The sequence below is a fragment of the Microbacterium sp. Z11_20 genome, assembly GCF_057197605.1.
In genome coordinates, this window is the sequence record NZ_JBXVOQ010000001.1 from 66,199 (window position 1) to 81,234 (window position 15,036).

Consider the following 15,036-nt stretch of genomic DNA (forward strand, 5'->3'; position numbering starts at 1 on the left):
ATGCGACGCGGATGGACGTAGACTGGCGGGTGATGAACGACAAGGCCGATGCCGGGGCCGACGCGCGCGCGCAGTTCGAGGAGCAGGCTCTCCCCTTCATGGATCAGTTGTACGCGGCGGCGATGCGTATGACGCGCAATCCCGCCGACGCCGCGGATCTCGTCCAAGAGACGTTCGTGAAGGCGTTCGCCTCGTGGCGGACGTTCACGCAGGGAACGAATCTCAAGGCGTGGCTGTACCGCATCCTGACGAACACGTACATCAACACCTACCGCAAGAAGCAGCGGGAGCCCTACCAAGGGACCATCGACGACCTCGAGGACTGGCAACTCGGGGGAGCGGAATCGACCACGGCCAGCAGTGCACGCTCGGCCGAGGCGGAGGCGATCGATCGGATGCCTGCATCCGTGGTGAAAGACGCCCTGCAGTCGATTCCGGAGGATTTCCGGATGGCGGTGTACCTCGCCGACGTCGAGGGCTTCGCCTATCAGGAGATCGCCGACATCATGAAAACGCCGATCGGAACGGTCATGAGCCGTCTGCACCGTGGCAGGCGAATGCTCCGTGAGCTACTGACGGATTACGCGAGGGAGCGCGGCATCACTGCCGCGGAGCCCGCCCAGAAGTGAGAGAGTGACGAACATGAGCGACTGCGGCTGCGATAAGGCGCGACGCGACCTCGAAGAGTACCTGCGCAACGAGGTGTGTCCGACGTCCTATGAGGACATGGCCGAGCATCTGGCGCACTGCGCTGGATGCCGCGACGAGGCGCACTTCTCGCGGACCCTCACCGAGGTCGTTGCGCGGGCGTGCAAGGAAAACGCTCCGGAGGAGCTGCGCGAGCTCGTGATCGCGCGTCTGCGGGCAGAACCCGTCTCCTGAACCCCGCGCGATGGGCTTCCCGGGCCGCCGTTCCGCGCTGTCGCGGGGCGACCTAGGCTGGGACGCATGGCCGACGTCGACTTCCATTCCCTTCCCCTCGACCCGGCCTCGGCCGCAGAGTTGGCCGCGGAGGGGCTGGATTACGCGCAGGTACCCCACGAGGGGGCTCCCTTCGATGCGTTCCTGCGTGCGGTGTCGCGAGGCTTCCTCGACAGTGACCCCACCGCTGAGCAGGTGGAGGACTCGCGGTCGGCGCTGCAGGAGCGGCGGCTCACAGGCGTGTTCGATGCGCGCGCGACCCATCCCGAGATTCCCGTCGGCACCGTGGATTCGTGGATCACCCAGCTGACGACCGAGCCGGGGCGTACCGTCCCGATGTGGGCGATCAGCGCCGTCACCGTCGCGCCGACGCACCGGCGTCGCGGGATCGCGCGGGCGATGCTCGGCGGCGAACTACGCACGGCGGCAGCGGCAGGCCTCGCGATCGCCGGTCTGACGGTCACCGAGGCCACCATTTACGGCCGGTGGGGCTTCGGGCCCGCCGTTCTGACCTCGGATGTCACCGTGGACACGACCCGCGCGCGGTGGACGGGACCGCGCCCGTCCGGACGGCTGGACTTCGTGCTGCAGGATGAGCTGCCTGAGCGTCTGCACGCCGTCCACGAGCGCGCTCGGTCCCAGCGCCCCGGCGAGGTAGCCGGGTGGGCGGGCCTGTACCGACGTATGGCGGGGCTCCGGCCCGGTGCCGAGGACGCACGCAAGATCCGCGCCGTCGCGTATCGGGGCGAGGATGGCCGCGAGGAGGGCATCCTCGTCTACACCGTCGCGGAGAAGGCCGACCACGCCCAGCACGAACTGCGCATGCACGTGCTCTTCACCACCAACGACGACGCGTTCGCCGCGCTCTGGCGCTTCGCCATCGAGCACGACCTCGTCGGCACGGTCACGGCCACCCTGCAGCCGGCCGGCGCGCCCACGCGGTGGATGCTGTCGGACCAGCGCGCGATGCGGGAGACCGTCGTCGATCACCACTGGCTGCGCGTGCTGGACGTGCCCGCAGCTCTGGGCTCGCGGAGCTTCGCCGCTCCGCTGGCCCTCACCGTCCGCGTTGAGGACCCGCTCGGATTCGCCGACGGCACGTGGCGCGTCGAGATCGACGAGGCGGGCCGGCCGACCGCCGCGCCCACGCAGACCCGCCCCGACGTCACGCTCGGCGCCGCCGCACTGGGTTCGCTCCTGCTCGGCGGTGTGTCGGCGCGAACACTCGCCGCCGCCGGCGCGGTGGCGGGGGACCCCAGGGCCCTCGCGGACCTCGACCGTGCGTTCACGCCCGCCGCCGTACCCGCGCTGAGCATCTGGTTCTGAGCACCCCGTACGGGGTGTCAGAGCGTGAGAGCAGCCTGCATCACGGCGGCGTGCTCCTGGGCGTGCACCTTCGGCGATCCGGTCGCCGGCGATGCCGCAGCCGTCCGCGACACGCGACGGATGGTGCGCCCGCGGAGGTGCTTCACCACCTCCAGGGCGATGAAGGGCCATGCGCCCTGGTTCTCCGGCTCGTCCTGCACCCACACCAATTCGGCGTTCGGGTAGGTGTCGAGCACGGCGTTGAGCTCGTCGACCGGTGCCGGGTAGTACTGCTCCAGGCGGACGAGGGCGACCTCGGGGTTGGGGTTCTTCTCGATCTCGCCGCGCAGGTCCCAGTGGATCTTGCCGGAGTGCAGCAGCACGCGCTTGACCGCCGCGCGGTCCAGGGTGCGGCTGTCGTCGAGCACGGGCTCGAACTTGCCGGTGAGGAAGTCCTCCACCGGGCTCGTCGCACCCCGCAGGCGCAGCATCGCCTTCGGGGTGAACACCACCAGCGGGCGGCGGGGGCGCTGGTACGCCTGACGCCGCAGCAGGTGGAAGTACGAGGCGGGCGTCGACGGGCGGGCGACGGTCATGTTGTCCTGCGCGCACATCTGCAGGTAGCGCTCGATGCGGGCCGAGGAGTGGTCGGGCCCCTGGCCCTCGTACCCGTGGGGGAGGAGCAGGACGACGCTCGACTGCTGGCCCCACTTCTGGTCGGCGGCCGAGATGTACTCGTCGATCACCGACTGCGCACCGTTGCCGAAGTCGCCGAACTGCGCCTCCCACAACACCAGCGCGTCGGGCCTCTCGACGGAGTAGCCGTATTCGAACCCCATCGCCGCGTATTCGCTGAGGAGGGAGTCGTACACGTAGAACCGGCCCTGGTTCTCACTGAGGTTGGCCAGCGGAATCCATTCCTGACCGTTCTCGCGGTCGTGCAGCACCGAATGACGCTGCACGAACGTGCCGCGGCGGGAGTCCTGGCCCGCCAGGCGCACCGGCGTGCCCTCCAGCAACACGGAGCCGAAGGCGAGCAGCTCGCCGAATCCCCAGTCGATGTTGCCGCTCCGGCTCATCTCCAGGCGCTTGTCCAGTAGTTGCTGGAGCTTCGTGTGCACCGTGAAGTTCTCGGGCTTGTTGACGAAGGCGTCGCCGATGGACTGGACGACCTCGCGCGGCACGCCCGTCGTCTCCGGCGCGCCGCTGACCGGCTCGTCCACGACATCCGGATCGACGACGGGGTTCGTGCCCGTCTCGGCCTCGTGGGTCTGGGCGAAAGCCACCTCGAGCCGGCGCTGGAAGTCCTGCTTGGCCTGCTCGTATTCCTCTTCGGTGATGTCGCCACGGCCAACGAGCGACTCGGTGTAGAGGCGGCGCACCGAGCGCTTGGCCTCGATGAGGTTGGTCATGAGCGGCTGCGTCATTGAGGGGTCATCGCCCTCGTTGTGGCCGCGTCGGCGGTAGCAGACCAGGTCGATCACGACGTCGCGGTGGAACTCCTGGCGGTACATGAACGCCAGTTCCGCCACGCGCACGACCGCTTCGGGGTCATCGCCGTTGACGTGGAGGATCGGCGCCTGGATGGTCTTGGCCACATCCGTGGCGTACACCGACGTCCGTGCATCGGTGGGGGTCGTCGTGAAGCCGACCTGGTTGTTGACCACGACGTGGATCGTGCCGCCGGTGCGGTAGCCGCGCAGCTGCGACATCTGCAGCGTCTCCACGACGACGCCCTGACCGGCGAAGGCCGCGTCGCCGTGCACGAGGACGGGCAGCCAGGAGAAGGTGCCGATGGGCTTGCGGTCCTGCTTGGCGCGGACGATGCCCTCGAGGACGCCGTCCACGGTCTCCAGGTGGGAAGGGTTTGCCGCCAGGTACACCGGCAGCTCGTCGCCCGCGTCGGCGACGAAGGTGCCCTCGGTGCCCAGGTGGTACTTCACGTCGCCGGAGCCGCGCTTGCTGCCCACGGCCACCGAGCCCTCGAACTCGCGGAACACCTGGCCGTAGGTCTTCCCGGCGATGTTGGTCAGCACGTTGAGCCGTCCGCGGTGGGCCATGCCGATGGCCGCACCGTCCAGGGCGGCGGATGCGGCGCCCTGCAGGATCTCGTCCAGGAGGGGGATGAGCGACTCTCCGCCCTCCAGGCTGAACCGCTTCTGCCCCACGTACTTGGTCTGCAGGAACGTCTCGAAGGCCTCCGCCTCGTTGAGCTTCGACAGGATGCGCAGCTGCTCGTCGTGGCCCGGCTTGGTGTATTTGACCTCGACGTTGTCCTGGAACCACTTGCGCTCGCCGGGGTCCTGGATGTGCATGTACTCGATGCCGATGGTGCGGCAGTACGAATCGCGGAGCACCCCGAGGATGTCGCGCAGCTTCATCTGGCGCTTACCGCCGAAGCCGCCGGTGACGAACTCGCGGTCGAGGTCCCAGAAGGTCAGACCGTGCGATTCGATCTCCAGGTCGGGGTGCGTGCGCTGCACGTACTCGAGCGGGTCGATGTCGGCCATGAGGTGGCCGCGCACGCGGAAGGCGTTGATGAGCTCGTGCACGCGAGCGGTCTTGTTGATGCGCTCGGACACGTCGACGCTGATGTCGCCGGCCCAGTGGATGGGCGCGTACGGGATGCGCAGCGCCGCGAAGATGTCGTCGTAGAAGCCGCGCTGCCCGATGAGCAGCTCGTGCACCTTCTTGAGGAACTCGCCGGAACCTGCGCCCTGGATGACGCGGTGGTCATAGGTGCTGGTGAGCGTGATCGTCTTGCCGATGGCCAGCTCGTTGAGCGTCTTGTCGCTGGCGCCCTGGAACTCGGCGGGGTACTCCAGCGCTCCGGCGCCGACGATGCATCCCTGGCCCTTCATCAGGCGCGGAACCGAGTGCACGGTTCCGATGCCGCCCGGGTTGGTCAGCGAGATGGTGGTGCCCTGGAAATCGGCGGCGGTGAGCTTGTTGCCGCGCGCGCGCCGGACGACGTCCTCGTACGCGGTGAGGTACTCGCCGAAGGTCAGACTCTCCGCGCGCTTGATGCTCGGAACGAGGAGCGCGCGGGTGCCGTCGGGCCGGGGGAGGTCGATCGCCACGCCGAGGTTGATGTGCGCGGGAGCGACCACGGAGGGCTTGCCATCGATCTCGGCGTAGAAGACGTTCTGGCTCGGGAACTCCTTGAGCGTCTGGATGATGGCCCAGCCGAGGAGGTGCGTGAAGCTCACCTTGCCGCCGCGCGTGCGCGCCATGTGGTTGTTGATGACGATGCGGTTGTCGATCATCAACTTCGCCGGGACGGTCCGCACGCTCGTGGCGGTGGGGACGGTGAGCGACTCCTGCATGTTCGCCGCGAGGCTCTTGGGCATGCCGCGCAGCGGCGTGACCTTGTCCTCCTCCAGCTTCTCCGACGACGAGTCGCGGTCGGAGACGGGGGCCTGGGCGGGGATGGGCTGCGGGGCGGCGGGCTTGGCGGTCGTGCGTGCCACCGGAGGGGCGCCGACGACGGGGATCGGTGCGGTGACCGGCTTGGGCTCGTTCACCGCGGGTGCGGGGGCACCGCTGCCGTCGACGACGGGGTGGTACGCCTCGAGGATGGGCCACCAGGCCTTGTCCACGGAGTTCTTGTCGACCCTGTACTGCTCGTAGAGCTCATCGACGAGCCATTCATTGGCCCCGAATTCGCCCTCGTTCGAAGTACCGACGCCTGTGACCTGGCTCGACACGGTCGATCGCCTGCTTTCCTCGATGAAGAACGGTGGGTGGCGAGGGGATTACCCTCCGTACACCACCCCCCAGCCTAACGCACGGAGGACTCCGGCCGCCCGACGATCGATGCCTCTACCGACCCGGGTGGGTACCGTGGACGCATGGACTTCCACGGTGAGCGTCCCGACATGGACCTGACGTACTCCGATGTCTTCCTCATGCCCCGGCGCTCGTCGATCACGAGCCGCCTCGACGTGGATCTCACCCCCGGCGACGGCACCCCCGCGCGCCTGCCGCTGGTCTCGGCGAACATGAACTCCGTCACCGGGGCGCGGCTGGCCGCGACCCTGGCTCGCCGGGGCGGGCTCGGCGTGCTGCCGCAGGACATGCCGCTGCAGGAACTGGACGCGGCCATCCGCTGGGTGAAGGCCCAGCCGGTGGCGTGGGACACGCCGCTCGTCCTGCCGGCGACGGCGACGGTGGCAGACGCGGCGCGTCTTCTGCCGCCGATCGATGGGCACGGCATCGTCGTGGGGGACGCGGCGGCCGAACACCTCACCATCGGCGAGATCGTGGGGGTCGTCCCGGCGGGCCGACTCGCCACCGCCCTCCCCGATGCCCGCCTGGGCGATCTTGCGCGCGTCGGCGTGGCATCGCTCGACGCCGACGACGTCGACAGTGCCCGCCATGCGTTCGATCTCCTCATCGCGGCGGAGGCCGAAACCGTCTGCGTGCTGCACCACGGCCGGCTCGTGGGCACCCTCTCGCGGCGCAGCGCCCTGCGCGCCACCCTCTACCCGCCTGCCGTGGATGCGTCGGGCCGCCTCGCCGTGGCCGCCGCCATCGGCATCAACGGCGACGTGGCGGCCAAGGCGCGTGCACTCGCCGCCGCCGGCGTCGACGTGCTCGTCCTCGACACGGCGCACGGACACCAGGAGGGGATGCTGCGCGCCCTCCGTGCCGTCGCCGAGGTGGGCCTCGGCATCCCGCTCGTCGCGGGCAACGTCGTGACGGCGGAGGGCGTGCGCGACCTCGTCGAAGCCGGGGCGTCCATCGTGAAGGTCGGTGTCGGCCCCGGTGCGATGTGCACCACCCGGATGATGACCGCCGTCGGTCGCCCGCAGTTCTCCGCGGTGCTCGAAAGCGCCCAGGCCGCGCGCGAGCTCGGTGCGCACGTGTGGGCGGACGGGGGTGTGCGCTACCCCCGCGACGTCGCGCTCGCGCTGGCAGCGGGGGCAGCATCCGTCATGATCGGGTCGTGGTTCGCCGGCACGATCGAGGCTCCGGGCGAGCTGCTCGTGGACGATCAGGGGCGGGCGTACAAGGAGTCGTGGGGCATGGCGTCCGCGAAGGCCGTGCACGAGCGGTTCGGGCGGCTCGACCCGTACGAGCTGGCTCGGAAGGAACTGTTCGCCGAGGGCATCTCGTCATCGAAGATCTACCTCGATCCGCTGCGCCCCGGGATCGAGGACCTCGTCGACATGATCACCTCGGGCGTGCGCTCGTCGTTCACGTACGCGGGAGCGGCGAGCGTCCCCGAGTTCGCCGAGCGCGCGCTGGTGGGCCTGCAGTCCACCGCGGGGTACGACGAGGGCAAGGCCCTCCCGATGAGCTGGTAGCCGGGCGACGCGCCACCCCCGGACGACGCGGCGCGGCCGCACCCCGCCCCCCGTTCAGAATTCAGGAGACACGCCGCGCGGAGTGCGCCGGGGCGCCCGCCGGGGGCCGGATCTCCTGAGTTTTGAACCAGGGAACGGCGGAACGGGCCGACCGGACCTGCCGTAGACTTTCGGCACGATGGACGACCCTCCCAGTTGCAGACGCTCGCCCCACCGACCCGCTCCCCGCACTCACGGGGGTGATGCGTGATGGATTACGTCATGTTGGGCGTGGGGCTCCTGCTCACACTCGGAACCGGACTGTTCGTCGCGAGCGAGTTCGCCCTGGTGAACCTCGACCGCGCAGATCTGGAAGCGCGTCGGGATGCCGGTGAGGCCCGCTTGTCGCTGACGATCAACGCGCTGCGGATCACCTCGACCCACCTCTCCAGCGCGCAGTTGGGGATCACCCTGACGACCCTCCTCACCGGTTACACGATGGAACCGGCGATCTCGAACCTGCTCCGCCCGGTGCTGATGTCGTGGGGATGGCCGGAGGCACTGGTGTCGGGCCTGGCGACGGTCATCGGGGTCGCCTTCGCGACCGTCCTGTCGATGATCGTCGGCGAACTCGTCCCCAAGAACTTCGCCCTGGCGATCCCGCGGCAGACCGCCAAACTCGTGATGCCCTTCCAGGTGGCCTTCACCACCGTGTTCCGCCCCGCCGTGGCCGTGCTCAACGGCAGCGCCAACGGCATCCTGCGCTCCTTCGGCGTCGAGCCGAAGGAGGAGCTGTCGGGCGCCCGCACCGCCGAGGAGCTGTCGAGCCTCGTCCGCCGCTCCGCCAGCGCGGGCGTGCTCGAGGAGGACACCGCGTCCCTGCTGGATCGAAGCCTCACTTTCTCGCGGCTGAGCGCCGCCGACGTGATGACGCCCCGTCCGAGCGTGCACGCGCTCGCCGCCGACGACACCGTCGAAGACGTCGTGCAGCTGGCCATGCGCACCGGCCACAGCCGTTTCCCCGTGTACCAGGAGTCGATGGACGACATCGCCGGCATCGTGCACCTGAAGGCCGCCATCGCGGTGCCGCGGGAGCGCCGGGCGGATGTCCCCGCCGCCGCGCTGGCGACCGAGCCGCTGCGGGTGCCCGAGACGGTGCACCTCGACGCGCTCGTCGCCGAGCTGCGTGCTCGGGGCTACCAGATGGCGATCGTCGTGGATGAATACGGCGGCACCGCGGGCGTGGTCACCCTCGAGGACCTCGTCGAGGAGATCGTGGGCGAAGTGCTCGACGAGCACGACCGCTCGCGCGCCGGCGTCGTCCGCTCGGCCGGTTCGGTGAGCTTCCCCGGTGACCTGCGTCCCGACGAGGCGCTGGATCGCGCGGGCGTCCGCGTGCCCGAGGGCGAGGTCTACGACACCGTCGGCGGGTACATCATGAGCGTCCTCGAGCGCCTCCCGGCGGTCGGCGACACCGTGCCCACCGAGGACGGCGCGCTCACGGTGCAGCGGATGGAGGGTCGCCGGATCGATCGGGTGCGATTCACACCGTCGCCGAAGTCGCAGGACGTGGACGATCTCGTCCGCGCGGCGAAGGGTGGTGACCAGCGATGAACGATTGGGCAGGAATCGCCTGGCTCGTGGTGCTGCTGCTGGCCAACGCCTTCTTCGTCGGTGCCGAGTTCGCCGTCATCTCCGCGCGCCGATCGCAGATCGAGCCCCGCGCCGAACGCGGGTCGCGCGCGGCGAAGGTCGCTCTCTACGCGATGGAGCACGCGACGCTCATGCTCGCGACGTGTCAGCTGGGCATCACGATCTGCTCGCTGCTGATCCTGAACGTCTCCGAGCCGGCGATCCACCACCTCCTGGCCGAACCCCTCGGGCTCACTGGTCTGAACGAGGCGATGGTGGATGTCATCGCATTCGTCGTCGCGCTGCTGCTGGTGTCGTACCTGCACGTCGTGATCGGCGAGATGGTGCCGAAGAACCTCGCGTTCTCGCTGCCGGACCGGGCCGTGCTCTTCCTCGCCACGCCGCTGGTGTGGGTGTCGAAGGCGTTCTACCCGATCATCGTCGCGCTGAACTGGACGGCCAACCACGCCGTGCGCCTGTTCCGGGTCGAGCCCAGGGACGAGGCCGCCTCGACGTTCACGCTCGAGGAGGTCGCCACGATCGTCAGCCAGTCACGCCGCGAGGGCGTGCTGGATGATGCGGCCGGAACGGTGGCGGCCGTCGTGGAGTTCACCGACAAGAAGGCGCGCGACGTCGCCCTCCCGCTCGGTCAGCTCGTGACGCTGCCGGAGACCACGACGCCGAACGAGCTCGAGCGGGCCGTCGCCAAGCACGGCTTCTCCCGGTACGTGATCGTCGACAGCGAGGGGCAGCCCATCGGGTACGTGCACCTCAAGGACGTGCTGCGCGCCGCCGAGAACGGCGACGGTCAGGCTCACCGCATCGCGGCGAAGCGCATCCACCACATGGTCCCGGTGATGGAGTCCACCGACCTGGAAGATGCCCTCGCCCTCATGCGCCGCGCCGGGCGTCACCTCGCTCAGGTGCGCGATGAGGCCGGTCAGACCACTGCGGTGCTGTTCCTCGAGGACATCATCGAGGAACTCATCGGCGAAGTGCAGGACGCTACGGCGCGACGGCGCTGAAGCGATGCCACCGCGCGGCGCTCGCCGTCGCGTCGCGCGGTGGATCCTCGCTCACGCGCGGCGCGCCCGCACGTACTGCGCCGGCCAGTTGCCCTCCACTCCCAGTTCGGTGGCGGCGCGGAGGCCGTAGTGCGGGTCGCGAAGCCACTCACGCCCGGCCATCACGGCATCGGCGTGTCCGCGGGCCACCAGTTCCTCCGCGAGGGCGGGGGAGTCGATCATCCCGACGGCGCTCACCGGGACGGATGCTCCGGCGCGCACCTGTGCGGCGAACTCCGCCTGGTAGCCGGGGCCGGTCGCGATCCGCTGGTGCGCCACCAGGCCGCCGCTGGAGATGTCGATCAGATCCGCTCCCGCGTCACGTGCGGCCGCGGCCGCCGCGATCGAGTCGGTCACGTCCCATCCGCCCTCGGCCCAGTCGGAGGCCGACAGCCGCACGAACACCACTGCCGCGGGAGCTGCCTCGCGCACCGCCTCCACCACGCGGCGGAGGAGGCGGATGCGGTTGTCCCGCGATCCCCCGTAGGCGTCGGTGCGCGTGTTCGACAGGGGCGAGAGGAACTCGTGCAGGAGGTAGCCGTGTGCGGCGTGCACCTCGAGCACGTCGAATCCGGCCGCGAGGCCCCGGTGCGCGGCGGCGGCGAAGTCGGCCACCACGCGGTCGATTCCCGCCTCATCCAGCGCAGTCGGCTCGGCGTACCCCTCGAACGCGAGGGCGGAGGGGGCGACCGCGGCCCAGCCGCCCTGGTCCTCCGGCACCGTTCCGCGGTTGCGGGTGAGGGGCGACCAGGTGGAGGCCTTGCGCCCGGCGTGCGCGAGTTGCACACCGGCGGTCGCGCCCCGGTTGTGGAGGGCGTCGACGATCGGCCGCCACGCCGCCACCTGGGCGTCGTTCCAGATGCCGGTGTCTTCCGGGGAGATGCGCCCCTCCGGCGATACCGCCGTCGCCTCGGCCATCACGAGGCCCGCCCCGCCCGCGGCGAACTGCGCCAGGTGCACGTGGTGCCAGTCGTTGGGCACCCCCTCCGCGGCGCTGTACTGGCACATGGGCGACACCCACAGCCGGTTGCGGAAGGTCGTGTCGCGGATCGTCAAGGGGTCGAACAGACGGGGCATACCGGGTCTCCTCGCGGCTAGGGTGTGGGGCATGGCGGTCGATGACTGGCGGGTGAACGAGGTGCGTGCCGTGCTGCGTATGCCGACCGCCACCGATGACAAGTATTCCCGCGGTGTGGTCGGGTTCCGAACCGGGTCCGACGCGTACCCCGGCGCAGCGGTGCTGGGTGTGGAGGCGGCATGGCGGACGGGCGTGGGGATGGTGCGTTACGTCGGGCCCCGCCGCGCGAGCGATCTGGTGCTGGCGCGCCGCCCCGAGACGGTGGCCGGGGAGGGCCGGGTCCAGGCGTGGGTCGTGGGGTCGGGGATGGATGCGGCGCACCGCTCGCCCGAGGAGGAGACGGCCCTGCGCGAACTGCTTGCCGGAGACGTGCCGGTCGTGGTGGACGCCGGGGCGCTGGACCTGGTGCCCGGGGCTGCGGCGCCGCTCGTGCTCACCCCGCACGCCCGCGAGCACGACCGCATCCGCGGTGCCGCGGGGCTCCCGCCGGTCGCTGCGGACGCGGACGACCATGAGCGGGCCGGGGCGACCCTGGAGACCGCCGCGCGCCTGGGGGTGACGGTGCTCCTGAAAGGCGCCACGACCCTGGTGGCCTCGCCGTCCGGGTGGTTGCGGCGCGTCGCGTCGGGGACGCCGTGGCTCGCCACGGCGGGCACCGGCGATGTGCTCGGGGGTGTGCTGGGGGCGGTGATCGCCGGAGCGCACGCGAGCACGGTGGACGACCTGGCGGCCCTCGCCGCGACCGCGGCGTGGCTGCACGGCCACGCCGGCTCGGAGGCGGCGTCCCTCCGCGGAGCCATGGGCGGCCCGATCACCGCGATCGACGTCGCCGAGGCGCTGCCGCTCATCGTCGGTCGCACCATCACCTCGACCTGACGCCGCATCCGGGCGTGGCGGCAGCGACGCCCGTAGGATGTCAGCGTGTCCCGACGCGTGCCGCTGTGGATCGCGTTCGTCCTCGTGCATGCCGCGGTTGTCGCCCTGGGGTTCTTTCTGCCGAGCCAGCCCATGGGCGACGTGTACAACGTCTACGAACCCTGGTCGCGGCAGGCGCTCGGCGGGACCGGCGTCGTGGGGATCACCGAGGCGTGGGTGTATCCGCAACTCGCGCTCGTGCCGATGGTGCTGGCGTGGGGCTTCGTGTGGGTGGGTTCGTACACTCTCGCCTGGGCGGTGCTGGTCACCGTGTTCGATGCGCTGGTGTTCGCGATGCTCGTCGGCCGCGGACGCTCCCGCGGCCGGGTCGCCGCCGCGTGGTTGTGGCTCGGCGCGATCCTGACACTGGGTCCCGTCGCGCTCTACCGGCTGGATGCGGTCACCGTTCCGCTGGCGATCGCGGGATGCCTGTGGCTGGTCGGCCGCCCGTGGCTGGCCGGCCTACTCCTGGCGGCCGGGGCGTGGATCAAGGTGTGGCCCGCCGCACTGGTCGCCGCCGCCGTCCTCGCCCTTCGCCGTCGAGGCGCCGTCGTCGGGGCGGCGCTGGCGGTGTCGGCGGTCATCCTGCTGATGGTCGTGCTGGCCGGTGGCGCCCCATACGCCCTCGGGTTCGTCGGGGGGCAGACGGGGCGTGGGCTGCAGGTGGAGGCGCCGGTGAGCACCCCGTACGTGTGGCGGACGATGCTGGGGGTGCCCGGGTCGGCGATCTTCTACGCCGCCGACATCATCACTTTCGAAGTCACCGGTCCCGGCGCCGCGACCGTGGCGGCGGTGATGACGCCGGTGCTCGTCCTCGCCGTGGGGGCGGTGGCGCTGACCGGGGCGTGGAAAGCTCGGCGCGGAGCATCCTTCGCCGCGCTGTTCCCACCCCTCGCCCTCGCACTGGTTCTCGCCGTCATCGTGACCAACAAGGTCGGTTCGCCGCAGTACATGACCTGGCTGGTCCCGCCCCTGGTGACAGCCGTCGTTCTGGACCGGTGGCGGTGGGCGGGCCCGGCGGCCGTGGTGCTGTTCGTGTCCGGCCTCACGCAGCTGGTGTACCCGGTGCTCTACGACCCGCTCCTGGGCGCCCAGCCCACGGCGGTCCTCGTGCTCACGCTGCGCAACGCCGCTCTCGTGGCGCTGTTCGCGTGGATGTGCGTGCGGCTGGTACGGGTGCCGGTGCACCGGGCACCCTCGCGCCACTTCGCTCCGGCGGAGTAGCGTCGCATCATGCTCGTTGCCTTCTCCGTCGCCCCCTCCGGATCCAGCTCCGCCGACGGCTCGGTGCACGACGCCGTCGCCGCCGCCGTACGCGTGGTGCGGGAGTCGGGCCTGCCCAACCGCACCACCTCGATGTTCACCGAGATCGAGGGGGAGTGGGACGAGGTCTTCGACGTGATCCGTCGCGCCACCGACGCGGTTCTGCCGTTCGGCTCGCGCGTATCGCTCGTGCTGAAGGCCGACATCCGCCCCGGGCGCTCCGGCGAGATCGACGGGAAGATCGATCGGCTCGAGTCCGCACTCGAATCGATTCGCGACGCCGACTGAACGGCGCTAGCATTCTGCGGTGACCTCCTCGACCTCTCCGAGGGGGGCGGCGACGTGGGCGCTCCTCGCTCTCGCCATCGGCAGCTTCGGCATCGGCATGACCGAGTTCGTCATCATGGGGCTGCTGCCCAACGTGGCCGCGGAGCTCCTCCCCGCGCAGTGGGCGGCCGACTCCGACGACGCCATCGCCCAGGCCGGATGGCTCATCTCGCTGTACGCCCTGGGCGTGGTCGTGGGCGCGCCGACGATCGCCGGGTCGGTGGCCCGCTTTCCGCGCCACCGCGTGATGATCGCGCTGGCGCTGGCGCTCACGGTCTTCAACGCCCTCACGGTGCTCGCTCCGACCTTCGAGCTGGTGGCGGCATCGCGGTTCTTCGCAGGTCTGCCGCACGGGGCGTACTTCGGCATCGGCGCCCTCGTGGCCGCCGATCTCCTCGGGCCGAACAAGCGCGCGCAGGGGGTCGCGTTCGTCCTGACGGGCCTCACGGTCGCAAACGTCGTCGGCGTGCCGCTCGGTACCCTCCTCGGTCAGCAGCTGGGATGGCGGAGCGCCTTCCTGGTCGTGGCGGCCGTCTTCGTCGTGGCCACGATCGCCATCGGGCTGACGGTGCCGCAGCATCCCGGTGAGCCGGGGCGCCGCTTGCGCGACGAGCTGCGGGTGTTCCGCGTCGGCCAGGTGTGGTTCGCCCTGGCCACCGGGGCCATCGGCTTCGGCGGCCTCTTCACGATGCTGAGCTACATCGCTCCCATGGTGACCGATCTCGCCGGCTCGCCGGAGTGGAGCGTCTCGATCGTCCTGGTGATCTCCGGCATCGGGATGACGGCCGGCAACCTGGTCGGGGGGCGCCTGGCCGACGGGAACCTCAAGCGGTGGATGCTCCTGGGGCTCACCGCCCTCGCCGTGACGTCGGCGCTGCTGGCCCTCACCGCCGGATGGGTGGTGACGCTCGCGGTGTTCGCGTTCGCGGTCTCCTTCTCCGGCGCGGCGCTGAGCCCCAGCATCCAGACCCGGCTGATGGACGTGGCCGGCGACAACCAGTCGATCGCGGCGGCGCTGAACCACTCGGCCCTGAACATCGGCAACAGCCTGGGCGCGTTCCTGGGTGGTCTCGCCATCGCCGCCGGCTGGGGCTTCGGAGCCCCCGCATGGGTGGGCGCGGCTCTGGGGCTCGCGGGCGCCGGGATAGCCGCGGTGAGCTTCGCCGTCGAGCGTCGCTCGCGCACCGCCGCGTCGCTCTGACCGCGCAGCGCCGCGTCGCTCTGACCGAGCAGCGAGGAGGAG

At 70.6% G+C, this 15,036-nt stretch carries 12 protein-coding genes; 10 read left to right on the top strand and 2 right to left on the bottom strand.

The window, feature by feature from the left end; genetic code table 11:
• The first annotated feature begins 32 nt into the window (after positions 1-32).
• The 3 genes from AC2DFQ_RS00290 (at position 33) to AC2DFQ_RS00300 (ending at position 2,247) form a co-directional block, all read left to right on the top strand.
• Positions 33-629 (top strand): sigma-70 family RNA polymerase sigma factor, encoded by a 597-nt coding sequence (locus AC2DFQ_RS00290; RefSeq protein WP_484532586.1) that lies wholly within the window; start codon positions 33-35, stop codon positions 627-629.
• A 13-nt stretch (positions 630-642) separates the two neighbouring features.
• Complete coding sequence (locus tag AC2DFQ_RS00295; RefSeq protein WP_484509826.1) at positions 643-882, top strand: zf-HC2 domain-containing protein; 240 nt, start codon at positions 643-645, stop codon at positions 880-882.
• A gap of 66 nt (positions 883-948) precedes the next feature.
• Complete coding sequence (locus AC2DFQ_RS00300; RefSeq protein ID WP_484532587.1) at positions 949-2,247, top strand: GNAT family N-acetyltransferase; 1,299 nt, start codon at positions 949-951, stop codon at positions 2,245-2,247.
• Positions 2,248-2,264: 17 nt separating this feature from the next.
• Here the strand turns inward: AC2DFQ_RS00300 and AC2DFQ_RS00305 are convergent, their stop codons facing one another.
• Positions 2,265-5,933 (bottom strand): multifunctional oxoglutarate decarboxylase/oxoglutarate dehydrogenase thiamine pyrophosphate-binding subunit/dihydrolipoyllysine-residue succinyltransferase subunit, encoded by a 3,669-nt coding sequence (locus tag AC2DFQ_RS00305; protein ID WP_484532588.1) that lies wholly within the window; start codon positions 5,931-5,933, stop codon positions 2,265-2,267.
• Positions 5,934-6,077: 144 nt separating this feature from the next.
• Between AC2DFQ_RS00305 and guaB1 the strand changes: the two genes are divergently transcribed.
• From guaB1 to AC2DFQ_RS00320, 3 genes are all read left to right on the top strand, one after another.
• The gene (gene guaB1, locus AC2DFQ_RS00310; RefSeq protein ID WP_484532589.1) at positions 6,078-7,535 is read left to right on the top strand and encodes a GMP reductase; all 1,458 of its coding nucleotides are present in this window, start codon (positions 6,078-6,080) and stop codon (positions 7,533-7,535) included.
• Positions 7,536-7,784: 249 nt separating this feature from the next.
• Positions 7,785-9,128 (top strand): hemolysin family protein, encoded by a 1,344-nt coding sequence (locus AC2DFQ_RS00315; protein WP_484532590.1) that lies wholly within the window; start codon positions 7,785-7,787, stop codon positions 9,126-9,128.
• Positions 9,125-10,171, top strand: coding sequence for a hemolysin family protein (locus AC2DFQ_RS00320; protein ID WP_484509821.1), 1,047 nt, complete (start codon positions 9,125-9,127; stop codon positions 10,169-10,171). Before AC2DFQ_RS00315 ends, AC2DFQ_RS00320 begins: the two co-directional genes overlap by 4 nt.
• A gap of 51 nt (positions 10,172-10,222) precedes the next feature.
• Here AC2DFQ_RS00320 and AC2DFQ_RS00325 read toward each other — a convergent pair whose 3' ends face one another.
• Positions 10,223-11,287, bottom strand: a complete 1,065-nt coding sequence (locus tag AC2DFQ_RS00325) for an NADH:flavin oxidoreductase/NADH oxidase (protein ID WP_484532591.1) — start codon at positions 11,285-11,287, stop codon at positions 10,223-10,225.
• Positions 11,288-11,318: 31 nt separating this feature from the next.
• Here AC2DFQ_RS00325 and AC2DFQ_RS00330 point away from each other — a divergent pair, with 31 nt between their 5' ends.
• From AC2DFQ_RS00330 to AC2DFQ_RS00345, 4 genes are read left to right on the top strand one after another with little or no spacing between them, the layout of a single operon-like run.
• Positions 11,319-12,164 (top strand): ADP-dependent NAD(P)H-hydrate dehydratase, encoded by an 846-nt coding sequence (locus tag AC2DFQ_RS00330; RefSeq protein ID WP_484532592.1) that lies wholly within the window; start codon positions 11,319-11,321, stop codon positions 12,162-12,164.
• 45 nt (positions 12,165-12,209) lie between these two features.
• Positions 12,210-13,427 (top strand): hypothetical protein, encoded by a 1,218-nt coding sequence (locus AC2DFQ_RS00335; RefSeq protein WP_484532593.1) that lies wholly within the window; start codon positions 12,210-12,212, stop codon positions 13,425-13,427.
• Positions 13,428-13,436: 9 nt separating this feature from the next.
• Positions 13,437-13,754, top strand: a complete 318-nt coding sequence (locus AC2DFQ_RS00340; RefSeq protein WP_484509817.1) for a thiamine-binding protein — start codon at positions 13,437-13,439, stop codon at positions 13,752-13,754.
• Between the two features lie 19 nt (positions 13,755-13,773).
• On the top strand, positions 13,774-14,994 hold the full coding sequence (locus AC2DFQ_RS00345; RefSeq protein WP_484532594.1) for an MFS transporter: 1,221 nt from the start codon (positions 13,774-13,776) through the stop codon (positions 14,992-14,994).
• Positions 14,995-15,036: the final 42 nt, after the last annotated feature.